Genomic DNA, 14,860 nt, shown 5'->3' with positions numbered 1-14,860 from the left:
GACCGCTCCAACTGCCCACTGGCTTCGAGTTTGAGCCTCCCGCTGCGAAATGGCGATCGCAGCGGGTTCCTGTTGCCCGCAATCAGAAATATTTTTGAATTCCATTTGACTGAATAAATCTACTCTGCAAGTCTTGCCGCAGCGATGGGAGCGCAAGCCATGGCGTTGCGAGGGACCAATCAGGAATTCGGGCGGCCGTACAACCGACGCATCGTGCTTGAGTCCGTCCGCCGCTTCGGCCCCATAGCGCGCGGCGATATCGCCCGACATGTCGGACTGACGGTCCAGACCGTTTCGACCATCGTTCGCGAGTTGGAAGAACAAGGTTACATCCTGTCGGTTCGCGAGGAGCCGAAGGGTCGTGGCCTGCCGCCGGCGACGCTGCGCATCAACCCAGACGGCGGATATGCCGTCGGCATCCACCTCACTCCGCTCGGCATCGACGCGGCGCTGATCAACCTCAGCGGCGACGTCGTCGAGGATGCGCACCGCAGCGCGCCCAATGCCGCTCCCGATGACGCGTTCGAAGCAATCGGCGCCATGGTCTCCGAAATGACAAGGCGTCGCCCGGGCAGCCGCGTCATCGGCATCGGCATGGCGCTTCCTGGCCCGTTCGGTGTCGAACCCATGAGCTTCGTCGGCCCGACGACCATGGTTGGCTGGCGGGACGTTTTGCTACGCGAGCGGCTGTCGGCAGCCACCGGCCTGCCAGCCTTCTTCGAAAACGACATGGCGGCCGCCGCCATGGGCGAACGCCTCTATGGTTTCGGCGCAAAGCATTCCGAATATTACTATCTCTATTTCGGCGTCGGTCTTGGCGGCGCCATGCTGCATGATGGCAGCGTCTTGCGCGGCGCCTGGGGCAATGCCGGCGAGATCGGCCATATCCCCGTCGTTCCAGGCGGCGAGCCGTGCCCCTGCGGCAATCGCGGCTGCCTCGAACGCTATATTTCGCTGGACGCGCGAAGCCGCTGGAGCGGCGACGATACCGGCTGGGTGGCCGAGGTCGCGCCCGTATTCCGCAACGCGATCGCCATCATCGAGAACCTCTTCGACCCCGAAACCATCGTTCTTGGCGGATTGGCCTCGCCTGCCCTGCTCGAGCGGCTGGCGGCATCGCTGGAGCCGCTGCTGAACTCGGTTTCGGCGCGCAAGGATCGCACCACACCGCGTATCCTGGTGGCGCAAGGTGGCCAGCACGCGGTGCTGCGCGGAGCGGCGGCGCTTGCCGTTTCGGGCGTGCTTTCCCCGCGCTTCGGCCAAATCTTCACCGCCAAGCGGCAGCGCGATGGCGACCTTTTGAAGGGTGGAGACATCGCAGCATGAGCGAACCGCTTCTGGTCCTCGACAACGTCGTCAAGAACTACGGCGCCATTCATGCGCTGCGCGGCATCAGCTTTTCGATCGGACGCGGCGAGGTGGTGGCGCTGCTCGGCGACAACGGCGCCGGCAAGTCGACGCTGGTCAAGATCATCGCAGGCGGGCTCGAACCGACCTCGGGCCGCATGCTCTTCGAAGGTAAGGAATTCCTCGCCAGGTCTCCGGCCGAGGCCAAGGCGGCCGGCATCGAAACCGTCTACCAGGACCTTTCGCTCTGCACCAACGTCGATGTCGTAGCCAACTTCTTCATGGGACGCGAGATCACCCGCAAGGTGCTGGGCGTTCCGGTCCTCGACGAGCGTGCGATGGAAGCGGTGGTCGGCAAGGCGCTGGCCAATGCCGGCACGCGTATTCCTTCGCTGCGCACCAAAGTCGAGCATCTCTCAGGCGGCCAGCGGCAGGCGATCGAGCTCAACCGCTTCGTCCATTGGGGCGGTAAGCTGGTGCTGCTCGACGAGCCCTTCGCCGCGCTCGGCGTCGAGCAGACTCGTCGCGGCCTCGACATGATCCGCCAGGTGGCAAGGCAGGGTATCGGCGTCGTCATCATCACCCACATCATGCAGCAGGCCTTCCAAGTCGCCGACCGGATCGTTGTGATCCGCCAGGGTGTCGTGGCCGGTGACGTGGCCCGCAACAAGACAAGTCCCGACGCGGTGATCAACATGATCACCGGGGAGACGCTCGCCGGTGCCGGACCGGCGGGCTGAGAAACAATGAGGGGTCCGGCGCAAGAGGAGCGAACGACATGAAGCGACTGCTACTTTCTGTCTTCGGTATCCTGGCACTGGCCATTGCCACGCTAACGCCGGCATTCGCCCAGTCCAAGGGTACCGTCTATTACCTGGTGCCGACATTGCTTGACGAATTCCAGACCGGCTCGGTGAGCGCTCTGGAACTGTTCCTGAAGCAGGTCGGCTATGAGATGAAAACGCTGAACGCGGACAACAAGACCGATGCTCAGCAATCGCAAATGAATGACGTTATCGCGCTGAAGCCCAAGGCGATCATCCTCGCCGCGGTCGATTTCAACGCATTGAAGCCATCCGTTGAAGCCGCCCGCGCTGCCGGCATCCCGGTGGTCGAGTTCGACCGCCAGATCACCGCAACGCCGTCCGACTTCACCTCGGTCGCAGGCACGGTCGAGATCGGCCACATCGCGGCCGATCAGGCCGAGGCTCTGCTGAAGGCCAAAAACGGCTCGGTCAAGGGCAAGATCCTCCAGGTGCTCGGCGATCCGGGCGATCCCTACACGCTCGATATCCAGAAGGGTTTCGAGGAGAAGATGAAGGCGTTTCCGGACGTCAAGATCATTTCGCTGCCGGCCATGCAGTGGGAAGCGAGCAATGCCGGCACCATCGTTGCCGACCAGATGCTGGCCAATCCAGACATCGACCTGATCTTCAGCCATGCCGCCCACCTCTCGGTCGCCGCGGTCGCTTCGCTCGAAGCCGCCGGCAAGAAGCCGGGCGATGTTATGCTGATGAGCTCGAACGGCGCGCCTGTCGGCCTCGACCTCATCCGGAAGGGCTGGCTGAACGTCGAGGTCGAGCAGCCGCTTTACGCGCAGGCCGCAGCCGTCGCGATGTTCATGGATAAGGTCGCCAACAAGCAGGAGATCAAGCCCGGTGACTACGACGTGCTCGGCCTGAAGTCGGTGGTGACCAAGGAAGCCTGGGGACCCAACATCAAGATCCCGGGCGCCGCGATCACCAAGGCAAACGTCGACAATCCCGCCTTCTGGGGCAACCAGAAGCCGCCGACGGATACGGTCAAGCCGGTCGAATAGGCTTTCCCAGCAGAGCTCCGGGCCGCCATGGCTCGGGGCCCTGCGGTGCGTCCGCACAGAAGCGGTCGCGCATCCCGTCCTGACGCCAACCGGATCGCCCCATGAGTCCGCGCACTCGCCATAGTCTCGAGCTCGTGCTCGACAATCTCGTCTGGTTCATGCTGGTCTTCGTGCTGGCGGTGTTCTCGATGTTCATTCCGAACTTCTTCCAGCTCGGCATCTTCGCCAACATCGTCGAGGCTTCGAGCGTGCTGGGCGTCATGTCGATCGGGCTGGCGCTGGTCATCATTGCCGGCCACATGGACCTTTCGGTCGAATCGGTCGCCGCGCTCAGCGCCATGGCGGTCGGCATCATGTTCTGCTCGTCCGGCATCGGCCTCGGCGTGCAACTGCATCCAGATTGGCTCATGGTGCCGGTATCGCTCGCCATCGCGCTGGCGGTGGGCGCGATCATCGGTGTTATCAACGGGCTCCTCATCGTCAGATTGAAGATGAGCGCCTTCATCATCACGCTTGCTTCCTACATCTGGGCGCGCGGCCTCGTGCTGGTCATCTCCGGCGGCCGCTCCGCACAGGACCTCGCCCCCGCGATCCGCTGGTTCGGCATCCAGCGCCTTGCCGGTCTGCCCCTCACCGCATGGATCGCGATCGCCTGTTTCGTCATCTTTTCGTTGATCCTGGCCAAGACGCCTTTCGGCCGGCATCTGGTGATGATCGGCGGCAACGAGACGGCGACCTTCCGCGCCGGCATCCGCGTCAACCGCAACCTGATCGTCGCCTTCGTGCTCGCCGGCGCTATTGCCGGGCTTGCCGGTTGGCTGCTTGCCATCCGCACCTCCGGCGCCACCGCCAATCTCGGCGTCGGGCTCCTCTTCAACGCATTCGCCGCCGTCGTCATCGGCGGCGTCAGCCTGAAGGGCGGCGTCGGCACACTACCCGGGGTTTACGCCGGCGTGTTGCTGCTGTCGGCCATCAACACGGCCATCAACCTGATGGGCCTGCCGGCTAACTTCACCCAGGTCATCCATGGTCTGCTGGTGCTGGCGGCCGTGCTGCTGGACGCTTTCAAGCAAACCATTCGTCAAAAACTCGCATGACAGGACCGCTCGCATGACCGGACGCATCGAAGGCAAGGTGGCAGCGATCGTCGGCGCCGCGCGCGGCATCGGCAAGGGCATAGCCCAGCGCTTTGCCGAGGAAGGCGCAAGGCTGGTGCTCGCGGACAGCGAGGCCGAGGCCGGCCGGGCGAGCGCCGATGAGCTCGGCGCCGCTTTCATCCACACCGACATCTCGAGGATGGCCGACGCGGAAGCCGTTGTGGCATTGGCGCTGGAGCGCCATGGCCGCCTCGACATCATCGTCCAGAACGCCGGCATCTACCCCTGGCAATTAATCGAGAACACCAGTCCCGACGATTGGGACCGCGTCATGGCAGTTAATTTGCGCGGCACCTTCAACGCCGCCCGCGCCGCCCTGACACCGATGAGGACACAGCAGAGCGGCCGCATGCTCTTCACATCCTCGATTACCGGTCCACAGGTGAGCAGCCCCGGCCACGGTCACTATTCCGCCAGCAAGGCCGGCATCAACGGCTTCATCCGTTCCGCGGCTCTGGAGTTTTCCGGCTATGGCATCACCGTCAACGGCGTCGAGCCCGGCAACATCCTGACCGAAGGCATGAAGCTGCATCGCGATGCCGCGTTCATCAAGAGCATGGAGGACGCCGTGCCGCTCGGCCGCCTTGGTACGCCGCGCGACGTCGCCAACGCCTTCCTGTTTCTGGCCTCGGACGACGCCAGCTATATCACCGGCACGACCATTGTCGTCGATGGCGGCCAGCTCCTGCCGGAAGGCCAGGATTTCCGCCTGACACCGTCGTGATTCGCTGCAACTCCGGCGTCCGTCCACCGTTGGCGGCGACAGCCGCTGCAATGACCGGCTCGTTCATCGCCTATTCAACCGGTCTGCTGTAGCATGGTGAGCCTGAAGCGCACGGAGGACGTATCGTGTCAAAAACCCCAATTTTCTTGATCCGAATGGCGTTGGCAGTCATTTGCTTCGTCGGCTTGGCGGCGACCGCCACTGCCCTTTTCCCCGCCACTGCCTCGGCCCAACAGCTGCGGCGATGCGCCAATGAAGGCGGCATATGCCGCTTGCCCTACCCCACCCAGGTGATCTACGGCGCCCGGGGCCGAACCACCGCTCGGTTTTTCGACCGTCGGTCCGTGCCCTGCTCGAATCGCCTTTTTGGCGACCCGGCCCCCGGCCGCGAAAAGGCCTGTTATTTCGTGGCGCGTGGCGGCGGCTATGGCGATGACGACGACTACGGGGACGACGATTACGGCTCACGCCCCTACCGTGGCGAATGGGTCGCCTGCGCCAGGGAGGGTGAGTTCTGCGATTTCAGCGGCCGCGCGATGGTCAGATACGGCGCACGCGGCCAGTACACGCAGGATGTTTTCAGGAACGGCGTCAGATGCGGCACCGACGCCTTTGGCGATGACCCCGCCCCTGGCGCTCACAAGCGCTGCTACGTCAGGCAGTAGCCGCGCCTAAACCCGGCGCGCAATAAGGTGGCGGCCCCAGCAAGGGCCGTCACCGCACTCTGCTTCAGCTTGTCCGGCAGGCTGGTGGGCGATGACGGGCTCGAACCGCCGACATCTTCGGTGTAAACGAAGCGCTCTACCAACTGAGCTAATCGCCCGCTTGAGCGCGGACCTTTAAGCAGTTAGGGCCGCATTCGCAAGGCCAAATGAATAGGAGGCGCGCCTGTCGCGGTGCGGATTTCCCCAGCCTCGGCGCCGCTGTCAAAAAACCTTCTCCTGATTGCTGTAATGCTTGAATGCCGCGCTTGACACCCGCGGGCGAACCCCTTATCCACCGCCCCAACGACGAACACGCCTGACACGTGCTCGTCAGTGCGCGGGTGTAGCTCAGTCGGTTAGAGTGCCGGCCTGTCACGCCGGAGGTCGCGGGTTCGAGCCCCGTCACTCGCGCCATCTTTTCAAGTTTCAACTTTGCGTTCTTGGCCGAGCAATTTGCGGCCTTTGCCCCGGCAATCCGGCGCTTTGTACCGCGCCAGTAGACCGTGGTCCGCTCTAAGCCTTTGATCCCGGAACCATTCCAAATTTGTCTCGTTCAGCCCTCGGGCGAAAAACGGGAGAGATCAGATGGCTGTGAGATGTCGGATTTCCATCGACGATGAGAGGGATGTCGACGAGCTTGCCGTCCAGGAATTGCCGCGGGTCGGCGAAAGCGTGTCGATACCGGTCGAAGGATCGAACAGGGACCTCCGCGTGCTTCGCGTCGTGCATATGCCCGGCGGCGAGCAAGGCGCAACGACGATGTTGGAACTGACCAGCAGGATTCTTTAGCGCTGCCCACTGGAAATCATTCGCCCAGGATAACCCCGGAAGCGACGATCTGGGCCGTCCGTTCGGTGAGCTTCTGGCGCTTTACCAGTGTGGGCTTTTCGTAAAGTTTTTTCATCCTACCGTTCCAAATCGGCGCGCCGACAGGACGATGAACGCGCTCGCCTCAGTTGCGTTCCGCAATAAGGGGCCGCTAAAAAGCCGTGAAAAAATGGAAGGCGGGAGGTCTCAGGCCTTGGCGAGCAGCGCCTCGACTTCCTGGAGGGTCGGCATGGACGGCGCGGTGCCGGGGCGGGTCACCGAGATGCCGGCGACCGCGCAGGCAAAGCGCACGGCCTCCAGCGGCTCGACGCCTCTTGCCAAGGCGGCTGCGAGACCGCCGTTGAACGCATCACCCGCCCCGGTCGTCTCGACCACCGGGCCGGCACTGACCGCGCCGACATGTTCGGAGCGGTGCTTGGTGTTCAGCAGCGCGCCTTTTTCCCCCAGCGTCACGATGACGGCGCCAACGCCCTTGGCGAGCAACGCGTCGGCGGCGCGGCGGGCGTCGTCGATCGAGGAGACATTGATGCCGGTCAACCCTTCTGCCTCGGTCTCGTTGGGCGTGACATAGTCGCAGAGCGCGTAGATGCGGTCGGGCAGGCTGGCGGCCGGCGCGGGATTGAGAATGGTCGTCACCCCTGCCCCGCGCGCGATTTCCAGCGCCCTCAAGGCCGCATCGATCGGCTGTTCGAGCTGGGTGACGAAGACGCCGGCGGAACGGATGAGCTCGGCATGCGCCTCGATGTCAGCCGGAGAGACAAGCATTGCCGCGCCCGGACTGACGATGATGGCGTTGTTGCCGGTGCCTTCCTCGACGAAAATATAGGCCGCGCCCGTATAGCTGTCCGGCGTATCGATCACGGCGCTTTTCACGCCTGCATCCTTCCAGGTCCGTTTCGCCATATCGGCGAAGGCATCGACGCCGAGCCTGGCCAGGAAGGTGATGTCGGCGCCGAGCTTGCCGGCGGCGACAGCCTGGTTCGAGCCCTTGCCGCCAGGGCCAAGCTTGAAGGAATTGCCGAGGATCGTTTCGCCCAGGCGCGGCTGGCGGTCGGCGCGATAGGCGGTGTCGGCGACGAACACGCCCAGGATGACGATGGGCTTGCCGATAGCCATGTCCTTACTCCGCGTCCGGCGGCACGACGCCCTTGCGGAAGGCAAAGCAGCCATAGAAGCGGCGCTCGCCGGTCTGGATCACGCAATAGGCTTTCTTGGAGCGCTCGTAGAAGGCGTAGCGTTCGATTGAGATCATCGGCCAGGGCTTGCCCTCGGCCGCGTCGATCTCCTTCTGCACTTCCTTCTGCACCGGCGGGATTTCGTTCGGCTTGCCGACGATCTCCATGCGCGCTGCCGCATCGTCGACGAAAGTATCCAGCGGATAGAGCGACAGCACCGCTTTCACCACCTCTGCCGCCGTCGCATCGATGCGCAACAGCTTGCCGAGCACCGTCTGCCTGGCCACGGAATCGGACGGGAAATTGGTGTCGGCGATGATCAGGTCGTCACCATGGCCCATCGCCCGCAGCGCCTGGAGCACATCGGCATTGAGCAGCGGATTGATCCCTTTGAGCATGGTTTCCTCTTGAAGGGTTGATGCGGTCAGAGACGCTTGCCGGTCCCGGCGTCGAAGAGGTGGACCTGGTCGAGGCGCGGTTTGAGCTTGAGCGTGTCGCCCGGCTTGAAGTCGTGGCGCTCGCGGAATAGCGCCACCATGTCGCCCTCGCCGAACCGTACGAACACCAGCGTCTCCGAGCCTGTCGGTTCGACCACCGAAATCGTGGATGCTACGCCGTCGGGATGGATTTCCAGGTGCTCGGGTCGCACGCCATAGATGACGGCCTGGCCGTCCGCCGCGGCGATATTGGTCGGCATCGGAAACGCCGAGCCTGCAATGTCGACCACGGGCTTCCCGCCCTTTTTAACGGTGCCCTTGAGCAGGTTCATCGCCGGCGAGCCGATGAAGCCGGCGACGAACAGATTGGCCGGCCGGTCGAACAGCTCCAGCGGCGCGCCGACCTGCTCGATGCGGCCGTCGCGCATCACCACGATCTTGTCGGCCATGGTCATGGCCTCGATCTGGTCGTGGGTGACGTAGATGGTTGTGGTCTTCAGCCGCTGGTGCAGTTCCTTGATCTCGGTGCGCATCTGCACGCGTAGCTTGGCGTCGAGATTGGAAAGCGGCTCGTCGAACAGGAACACCTGCGGGTTGCGCACGATGGCGCGGCCCATGGCGACGCGCTGGCGCTGGCCGCCGGAAAGCTGGCGCGGGTAGCGCTTGAGATAAGGCGCGAGGTCGAGGATGTCGGCGGCGCGCTTCACCCGTTCGGCAACCACGGCCGGATCGGTGCCGCGCAGCTTCAGCGCAAACGCCATGTTCTGCTCCACCGTCTTGTGCGGATAGAGCGCATAGTTCTGAAAAACCATGGCGATGTCGCGCTTCGCCGGCGGCAGGTTGTTGACGACCCGGTCGCCGATCGAGATCGTGCCGCCGGAAACCGTCTCCAGCCCGGCCACCATCCTGAGCAGCGTGGACTTGCCGCATCCCGACGGGCCGACCAGCACGACGAATTGTCCGTCGGCAATATCGACGCTGACCTCATGCAGGACCTTGACGGTTCCGAACGCCTTGGCCACACTGCTGATCGCGACTTGAGCCATCGTCTCCCCTTTAGCGTTTGCGGTGAAGCTAGCCATTGCGAACGGCAACGGCAAGTCGGTATCTTATAGATAAAAAGCCAATCTTGTTGACAAGGTAATCGATTACGCGAATAGTGGCGAGTGCCAATCCGACAGCAGGCCTGCTACCCTGAGATCGGAGCTCCGGCGACGCAGGGTGGGACCCCACGTCCGGTATGATCGAGGAGAACCGTGAGACGTTTCGACGTCCGAGAGATTGGCCACTTCAATTCAATCGCTGATGTTCTGGGAGGAACCTGTAGATGAGAGTCGATTTGTATGAAAAACTGATGCGCGCCGGCGCGAGCCGCCGCGATGTGCTGAAGGGTGCGGCCAGCATGGCCGCAATCGCCGCCGCCTCCAGTGCGGGGCTCGGAGCACTGACGAAGCCTGCGGCCGCCGACGACAGTGTGCGCGCGAAAATCCTGCAGATTCCGGGCGTCGGCAAGGGCCAGCCGACCGATGCAGACTTCCAGAAGGTCGGAGAGCTCTGCCTCGAAGCGACCAAGGCCAATGTCAAGGAAGGCGAGTTCGCCGGTGTCGAGCTCACCTTTATGGGCCTCAACAACCAGAACCTGCACAACGTGCTGTTCCGTGGCTTCCTGAAGCCATGGGAGGCTTATACGGGCGCCAAGATCAGCTGGATCGACCTTGCCCAGGCCGACTACAACGCCCGCCTGCAGCAATCCATTGCGACCAAGACCGTCGACTTCGACATCATCGAGATGGGCGCGCCCTTCGAAGGCGACGTCTGCGGCAAGGGCCTGACCTCCGAGATGCCCGACTGGGTCAAGAAACAGATCGATTTCGAGGATCTGGTCAACTATCTCAAGCCCCCGGTCGGCACGTGGAACGGCAAGCAGTATCGCGTGACCATCGACGGCGACGCGCACAATTTCAACTACCGCACTGACGTGTTCGCGGATGCCGATCTCGCCAAGGCCTGGAAGGAAAGCGGCGCCACGACCGAATGGGGCGTGCCGAAGACCTGGCAGGAAGTGCAGGCCGTCACCAAGTTCCTTAAGGGCAAGAAATTCAAGGGCCAGGACGTCTACGGCTACCTCGACGCGCCCAAGCCCTGGGGCGGCTTCGGCTTCTATTTCCTCGGCAGCCGCGCCACGGCCTATGCCAAGCATCCCGACGACAAGGCCTGGCTGTTCGATGCCGACACGATGAAGCCGCGCATCAACAACCCGGCCTGGGTGCGCGCCATCCAGGACGTCATCGACGCCCTGCCCTCCGAGCCCGCCGACCAGATCAACGCCGATCCGAACACGACCGCCTTCCAGCAGTTCCTGGCCGGCACCGGCTCGATGATCCCCTGGTGGGGCGACGTCGGCTCGAACGTGAAGACCAATGACTCATCGGTCATCGGCGACGTCACCGGCTTCTCGATCCTGCCGGGCTCCGACGACGTCTACAACTCCAAGACCGGCAAGTGGGAAAAGCTCGCCAGCGGCCCGAATTATGCGCCGAACTGCGCCTATCTCGGCTGGGGCGTCTACGTCATGGCCCGCGTCGATTCCGACGAAAAGAAGAAGAAGGCGGCATGGTCGGCGGCCGCCCATCTCGGCGGCAAGGACCTGTCGATCTGGACGGCGATGTATCCGTCGGGCTTCCAGCCCTACCGCAACTCCCATTTCAACATTCCCGAATGGGTTGCGGCCGGCTATGACGAAGCCTTCATCACCTCCTATCTCAAGTCGGAAGGCGATTCCTACAACCATCCGAATGCGGCGATCGAGCCACGCATCCCCGGCATCTTCCAGTACTATTCGGCCGCCGAGGACATCCTGGCCAACACCTTCGCCGGCAAGATGAAGGCGCAGGAAGGCGCCGATGCAATCGCCGCGGCCTGGGAAAAGCTGACCGACCAGATCGGCCGCGAAAACCAGGTCAAGCTCTACAAAGCCTCGCTCGGCATGTAGGCTGGCTTATGAGACATCGCGGCCCGGTGGCACATCGTCACCGGGCCGCATCTTTACCGGCTCGGCCGGTTTGATGCGTTAGAGCAATTCCAGGAAAAGTGTGAGCGGTTTTCCGTCCGGAATTGCGTAAAAACAAAGAGATAGAGCGGTTCGCCGTTTCCGTGAAACGGTGAAGCGCTCTAGAAGGCGAGAGGCGTGGCTGAGCAGACTTCGACCGCGAATGCGTGGCCGGCACATCCGGCCGACCTGATCCCGGCAGGCCGCAAGCGCCTCGGCTGGGTCTTGCTGGCCATTGCAACGCTTGGCCTGCTGGCGATCATCGTCGTGCAGATCCTCTACAAGACCGAGATGTCCACAGTCGGTTTCGACACATGGCGCCCTGTGGTCTACGCCTACATCTTGTGGGGCGCAGCGCTTGGCGCCTGGCAGGTGCTGACGCGCGGCGAGGACGGGCAGCGCGCGCTGTTCCTTTTGCCGGCCCTGCTCTTCACCATCGCCATGGTGATCTTCCCGACGCTGTTCGGCTTCTACATCGCGCTTACCGACTGGAACCTCAGCTCGTTCTCAGGCCGCCGTTTCAATGGCCTCGACAATTTCTGGCAGATGCTGGCCGACCCCTATTACCGCAACGCGCTGTTGAACATGGTGCTCTATGTGCTTGCGGTGCTGGTCGAATATGTCATCGCTTTCGGCCTGGCGCTGCTGCTCAATGCGCAGATCCGGGCCCGCAAATTTTTCCGCGTCGTCTTCCTGCTGCCCCTGATGCTGTCGCCGGTCGGCGTGTCCTGGATGGTCGGCAAATCGCTGATGGAGTACCGGTTCGGCCCTGCGGCGACACTGGCGCGTCATCTCGGCTGGAACAATCCAGCCTTCTTCTCGGACCCGATCACCGCCCGCATCTCGATCATGATGCTCGATGCCTGGACCTTCATCCCGTTCATGATGATCATGCTGCTTGCTGGCCTGCAGGCGATGTCGCGCGAGGTGCTGGAGGCCGCCCGCGTCGACGGCGCGACCGCATGGCAGACCTTCTGGCAGGTCACCTTCCCGCTGATGCTGCCCGTATCGGTGACGGCGGTGATCCTGCGCATCATCTTCAAGCTGAAGCTCGCAGACATCATCATCACCCTGACCTCCGGCGGACCCGGCGGCGCCACGGATTCCGTGTCGAGCTTCATCTATCGCGAATACCGCGACCGCTCGAATGTCGGCTACGGCACCATGCTGGCCATGGCCTATCTGGTCATCATCATCGTGTTCGTGACCTGGCTCCTGAAATTCGCCAGTCGCTTCGTGCGCAACGTCAACTGAGCGGCATCATGAGCGTCCAGACCACGGACTACACTGTTTCCGAAATCCGCTCGCCGGCGGCCTTCATCGCCAGCCGCGTCTTCATTTATGGCGCGCTTATCTTCTGGGCTTTCGTCTGCCTGTTCCCGATCTATTGGACAATCACCACCTCGTTCAAATCGGCGGTCGACGTCACGCAAGGCCACCTCGTTCCCTTCGTCGACTTCACGCCTGACTGGAAGGGCTGGCGCTCGCTCGGCCTGTCGCCGGATTCCATCTTCCAGACCTCGACCGTGCGCGACGAGTTCCTCAAGCGCTTCATGAACTCGGTCATCACCTCGGTCGGCGCATCGAGCCTCGCCATCATCATCGGCAGCCTCGCCGCCTATGGCCTTGTCCGCTACCGCTACAAATTCGCCTGGTTCAAGAACGAGGACATCTCCTTCTTCTTCCTGTCGCAGTTGATCCTGCCGCCGGTCGTTCTGGCGCTGCCTTTCCTGGTGCTCTACCGGGAAGTGGCGCTCCTCGATACCCGCATCGGGCTCGTGCTCCTCTACACGCTGATGGTGCTGCCGATCGTCATCTGGATCATGCGCGACCAGTTCAACTCGATACCCGTCGAGTTGGAGGAGGCGGCTTTGGTCGACGGGCTGTCGATCTGGGGCGCCTTTTTCCGCATTGTCATACCGATCGCGCTGCCCGGCATGGTCGCCGCCTTCATCCTGGCGATGGTGCTGTGCTGGAACGAGTATTTCTTCGCCGCGCTTCTGACATCGACCGATGCCAAGACCATCCCCGTCATGGTGGCGAGCCAGACCGGCTCGCAAGGCATCAACTGGTGGTCAATGGCAGCCTTGGCCACCGCCGCGATCGCGCCGCTGGCGATCATCGGCATCGCGCTCGAGCGCTATCTGATCATGGGCATGACGGCCGGTTCGGTGAAGTAGGCGGCGCCTTTCCTTCCCCTTGTGGGAGAAGGAAGAACCGCGCCTATCGCACCAGAATCGAGCGCAAATGATCGAGGATCATGGCGACGCCGATCTTGCCAAGGCCCGCCGAGGCCTCCGACGCGCTCTTAGTGTACCAGCTGGTATTGTCCGCGAAACGCCCGGTATCCACCGCCTCGGGACACAGCGCCAGCATCAGCGACGTCTCGCCGATGCCGGCATGGTCGAACGGAAATTTGCCGGTCATCGCGGCCGGCATCAACGGATGCACCTGCACCCAATTGAAGACATTCTCGCCCTGCGCATGGCCGGCATAGTAATCGGCCATGGTGTTGGAACCCCACCAGCCCTCGCCGCGCTCCTTTTCCAGGAAGCGGAAGATCGCCTGCCGGCCGGCGGTCTTGAAGGCGAGATCGGTCGGCATGCCTGCCGCGAAATTCTCGGTCTGGTGATGGATGATGGCGTGGATGTTGCGGAAGCCGATACGCAGCAGGCCGTAGAACAATTCCTCCGCGAAGGGCGAAAGCGCCGGGCCGCCGACCTGCACCGAGCCGCTGCCTTCCGGCGCCGCGACCGCGTAGCTTGCCGCGCCGTAGTAGAAGGGCGGCAGGATGACGAGGTCCCTCTCCTTCTCGATCAGCTCCACCGTCTTGATGACGGCCAGCGTGTCCATTCCGACTGCCATGTGCTCGCCGTGGTATTCGAGCACGCCGAGCGGCAGCACGACCGGCCAGTTCTCCTCGATCGCCTTGCGGATCTGGTGCGGCAGCATCAGTTCGTAGCGCATCCCCTACTCCATATTGGTGTGCCTGGCGCGCATCGCTTCGGGCGTCGCCCCAGTCAGCGCCTGGAGCTTCAGCACCATGATTTCGAACAGAAGGAACAGCGCGCCTTCGAACAGCGAGCCCATCGGCAGCACCGAGCTTCTCGCCGCGCCCTGGTCGCTGGCCATTGTCTGCGCCGGGATGAGCAGGGTGAAGTCCGCGAGCTTGGCGGCGCTGCTTTCCGGTTCTGCCGTCAAAAGCAGCACCTTCGCGCCGGCATCGCGGGCAACGCGCATCAAGGTCAGCACGGTGGTGGTCTCGCCCGGCCCTGAGCTCGCCAGGAAGACGTCGCCCTGCCCCAGCGGCGGCGCGGTCATGTCGCCGACGATCGAGACCGGCAGGCCGAGATGGTAGAGCCGCATGGCGAAGCCCTTCACCTGCAGGGCCTCGCGGCCGCAGCCATAGACGGCGATCTTGCCGGCGCCGGCCAGCATTGCGCAGGCAGCGTCGATGCGAGCTTCATCCGTGCGCGCCAGCACCGCGCCAAGCTCGTCCAGCGCGGTCGCGAACATGCCGGATCCGGCTTTGATCATGATGGCTCACCCTCCTGCGCAATATCGCGATTTGCGGTGCGCGCCGCGAAAGGCTTGTTTTTGTTCATGCTACCATTGCGAAA

The 14,860-nt window shown here is 63.2% G+C and carries 16 protein-coding genes and 2 tRNA genes; 11 read left to right on the top strand and 7 right to left on the bottom strand.

What is annotated here, in order from left to right; translation table 11 throughout:
• Window positions 1-159 precede the first annotated feature (159 nt).
• From O7A05_RS16295 to O7A05_RS16270, 6 genes are all read left to right on the top strand, one after another.
• Window positions 160-1,326, top strand: a complete 1,167-nt coding sequence (locus O7A05_RS16295) for an ROK family transcriptional regulator (RefSeq protein ID WP_337094068.1) — start codon at window positions 160-162, stop codon at window positions 1,324-1,326.
• Window positions 1,323-2,087, top strand: a complete 765-nt coding sequence (locus O7A05_RS16290; RefSeq protein WP_337094067.1) for an ATP-binding cassette domain-containing protein — start codon at window positions 1,323-1,325, stop codon at window positions 2,085-2,087. Before O7A05_RS16295 ends, O7A05_RS16290 begins: the two co-directional genes overlap by 4 nt.
• A gap of 38 nt (window positions 2,088-2,125) precedes the next feature.
• A complete protein-coding gene (locus O7A05_RS16285) occupies window positions 2,126-3,166 on the top strand; it encodes a sugar ABC transporter substrate-binding protein (RefSeq protein ID WP_337094066.1) in 1,041 nt (346 codons plus the stop codon).
• A gap of 101 nt (window positions 3,167-3,267) precedes the next feature.
• Window positions 3,268-4,263 (top strand): ABC transporter permease, encoded by a 996-nt coding sequence (locus tag O7A05_RS16280; protein ID WP_337094065.1) that lies wholly within the window; start codon window positions 3,268-3,270, stop codon window positions 4,261-4,263.
• A gap of 13 nt (window positions 4,264-4,276) precedes the next feature.
• Window positions 4,277-5,047: an SDR family NAD(P)-dependent oxidoreductase gene (locus O7A05_RS16275; protein WP_337094064.1), complete on the top strand. Its 771-nt coding sequence runs from the start codon at window positions 4,277-4,279 to the stop codon at window positions 5,045-5,047.
• A gap of 125 nt (window positions 5,048-5,172) precedes the next feature.
• The gene (locus O7A05_RS16270) at window positions 5,173-5,712 is read left to right on the top strand and encodes a hypothetical protein (protein ID WP_337094063.1); all 540 of its coding nucleotides are present in this window, start codon (window positions 5,173-5,175) and stop codon (window positions 5,710-5,712) included.
• An 82-nt stretch (window positions 5,713-5,794) separates the two neighbouring features.
• Here O7A05_RS16270 and O7A05_RS16265 read toward each other — a convergent pair.
• A tRNA-Val gene (locus O7A05_RS16265) sits at window positions 5,795-5,870 on the bottom strand.
• A gap of 218 nt (window positions 5,871-6,088) precedes the next feature.
• On the opposite strand from O7A05_RS16265, the gene O7A05_RS16260 reads away from it, so the two are divergent.
• Both O7A05_RS16260 and O7A05_RS16255 read left to right on the top strand, forming a co-directional pair.
• Window positions 6,089-6,165, top strand: a tRNA-Asp gene (locus O7A05_RS16260).
• A 171-nt stretch (window positions 6,166-6,336) separates the two neighbouring features.
• Window positions 6,337-6,540, top strand: a complete 204-nt coding sequence (locus O7A05_RS16255) for a hypothetical protein (RefSeq protein WP_337094062.1) — start codon at window positions 6,337-6,339, stop codon at window positions 6,538-6,540.
• A 16-nt stretch (window positions 6,541-6,556) separates the two neighbouring features.
• On the opposite strand, the gene O7A05_RS16250 is transcribed toward O7A05_RS16255, so the two are convergent.
• The 4 genes from O7A05_RS16250 to O7A05_RS16235 all read right to left on the bottom strand — a co-directional run bounded on the left by O7A05_RS16250 (window position 6,557) and on the right by O7A05_RS16235 (window position 9,237).
• Complete coding sequence (locus tag O7A05_RS16250; RefSeq protein WP_337094061.1) at window positions 6,557-6,655, bottom strand: putative RiPP precursor; 99 nt, start codon at window positions 6,653-6,655, stop codon at window positions 6,557-6,559.
• Between the two features lie 110 nt (window positions 6,656-6,765).
• Entirely contained in the window at window positions 6,766-7,695 is a 930-nt protein-coding gene (gene rbsK / locus O7A05_RS16245) for a ribokinase (RefSeq protein WP_337094060.1), read from the bottom strand.
• Window positions 7,696-7,699: 4 nt separating this feature from the next.
• Window positions 7,700-8,152, bottom strand: a complete 453-nt coding sequence (locus O7A05_RS16240; RefSeq protein WP_095765160.1) for an RbsD/FucU family protein — start codon at window positions 8,150-8,152, stop codon at window positions 7,700-7,702.
• A 26-nt stretch (window positions 8,153-8,178) separates the two neighbouring features.
• Window positions 8,179-9,237, bottom strand: a complete 1,059-nt coding sequence (locus tag O7A05_RS16235) for an ABC transporter ATP-binding protein (protein ID WP_337094059.1) — start codon at window positions 9,235-9,237, stop codon at window positions 8,179-8,181.
• Between the two features lie 281 nt (window positions 9,238-9,518).
• Here O7A05_RS16235 and O7A05_RS16230 point away from each other — a divergent pair, with 281 nt between their 5' ends.
• The 3 genes from O7A05_RS16230 (at window position 9,519) to O7A05_RS16220 (ending at window position 13,420) form a co-directional block, all read left to right on the top strand.
• A complete protein-coding gene (locus O7A05_RS16230; RefSeq protein WP_337094058.1) occupies window positions 9,519-11,183 on the top strand; it encodes a sugar ABC transporter substrate-binding protein in 1,665 nt (554 codons plus the stop codon).
• A gap of 195 nt (window positions 11,184-11,378) precedes the next feature.
• Window positions 11,379-12,494, top strand: a complete 1,116-nt coding sequence (locus tag O7A05_RS16225; RefSeq protein WP_337094057.1) for a carbohydrate ABC transporter permease — start codon at window positions 11,379-11,381, stop codon at window positions 12,492-12,494.
• Window positions 12,495-12,502: 8 nt separating this feature from the next.
• Window positions 12,503-13,420, top strand: a complete 918-nt coding sequence (locus O7A05_RS16220) for a carbohydrate ABC transporter permease (RefSeq protein WP_337094056.1) — start codon at window positions 12,503-12,505, stop codon at window positions 13,418-13,420.
• 43 nt (window positions 13,421-13,463) lie between these two features.
• On the opposite strand, the gene O7A05_RS16215 is transcribed toward O7A05_RS16220, so the two are convergent.
• Both O7A05_RS16215 and hxlB read right to left on the bottom strand, forming a co-directional pair.
• Window positions 13,464-14,207: a creatininase family protein gene (locus O7A05_RS16215; protein WP_337094055.1), complete on the bottom strand. Its 744-nt coding sequence runs from the start codon at window positions 14,205-14,207 to the stop codon at window positions 13,464-13,466.
• Window positions 14,208-14,210: 3 nt separating this feature from the next.
• Window positions 14,211-14,777 (bottom strand): 6-phospho-3-hexuloisomerase, encoded by a 567-nt coding sequence (gene hxlB, locus O7A05_RS16210; protein ID WP_337094054.1) that lies wholly within the window; start codon window positions 14,775-14,777, stop codon window positions 14,211-14,213.
• Window positions 14,778-14,860: the final 83 nt, after the last annotated feature.

Source organism: Mesorhizobium argentiipisi (SeqCode) (assembly GCF_037179585.1).
In the GTDB taxonomy this organism is placed as follows: domain Bacteria; phylum Pseudomonadota; class Alphaproteobacteria; order Rhizobiales; family Rhizobiaceae; genus Mesorhizobium; species Mesorhizobium argentiipisi.
Note: the sequence above shows the minus strand (reverse complement) of the source record. Positions and strands in the feature narration are given on the sequence as shown.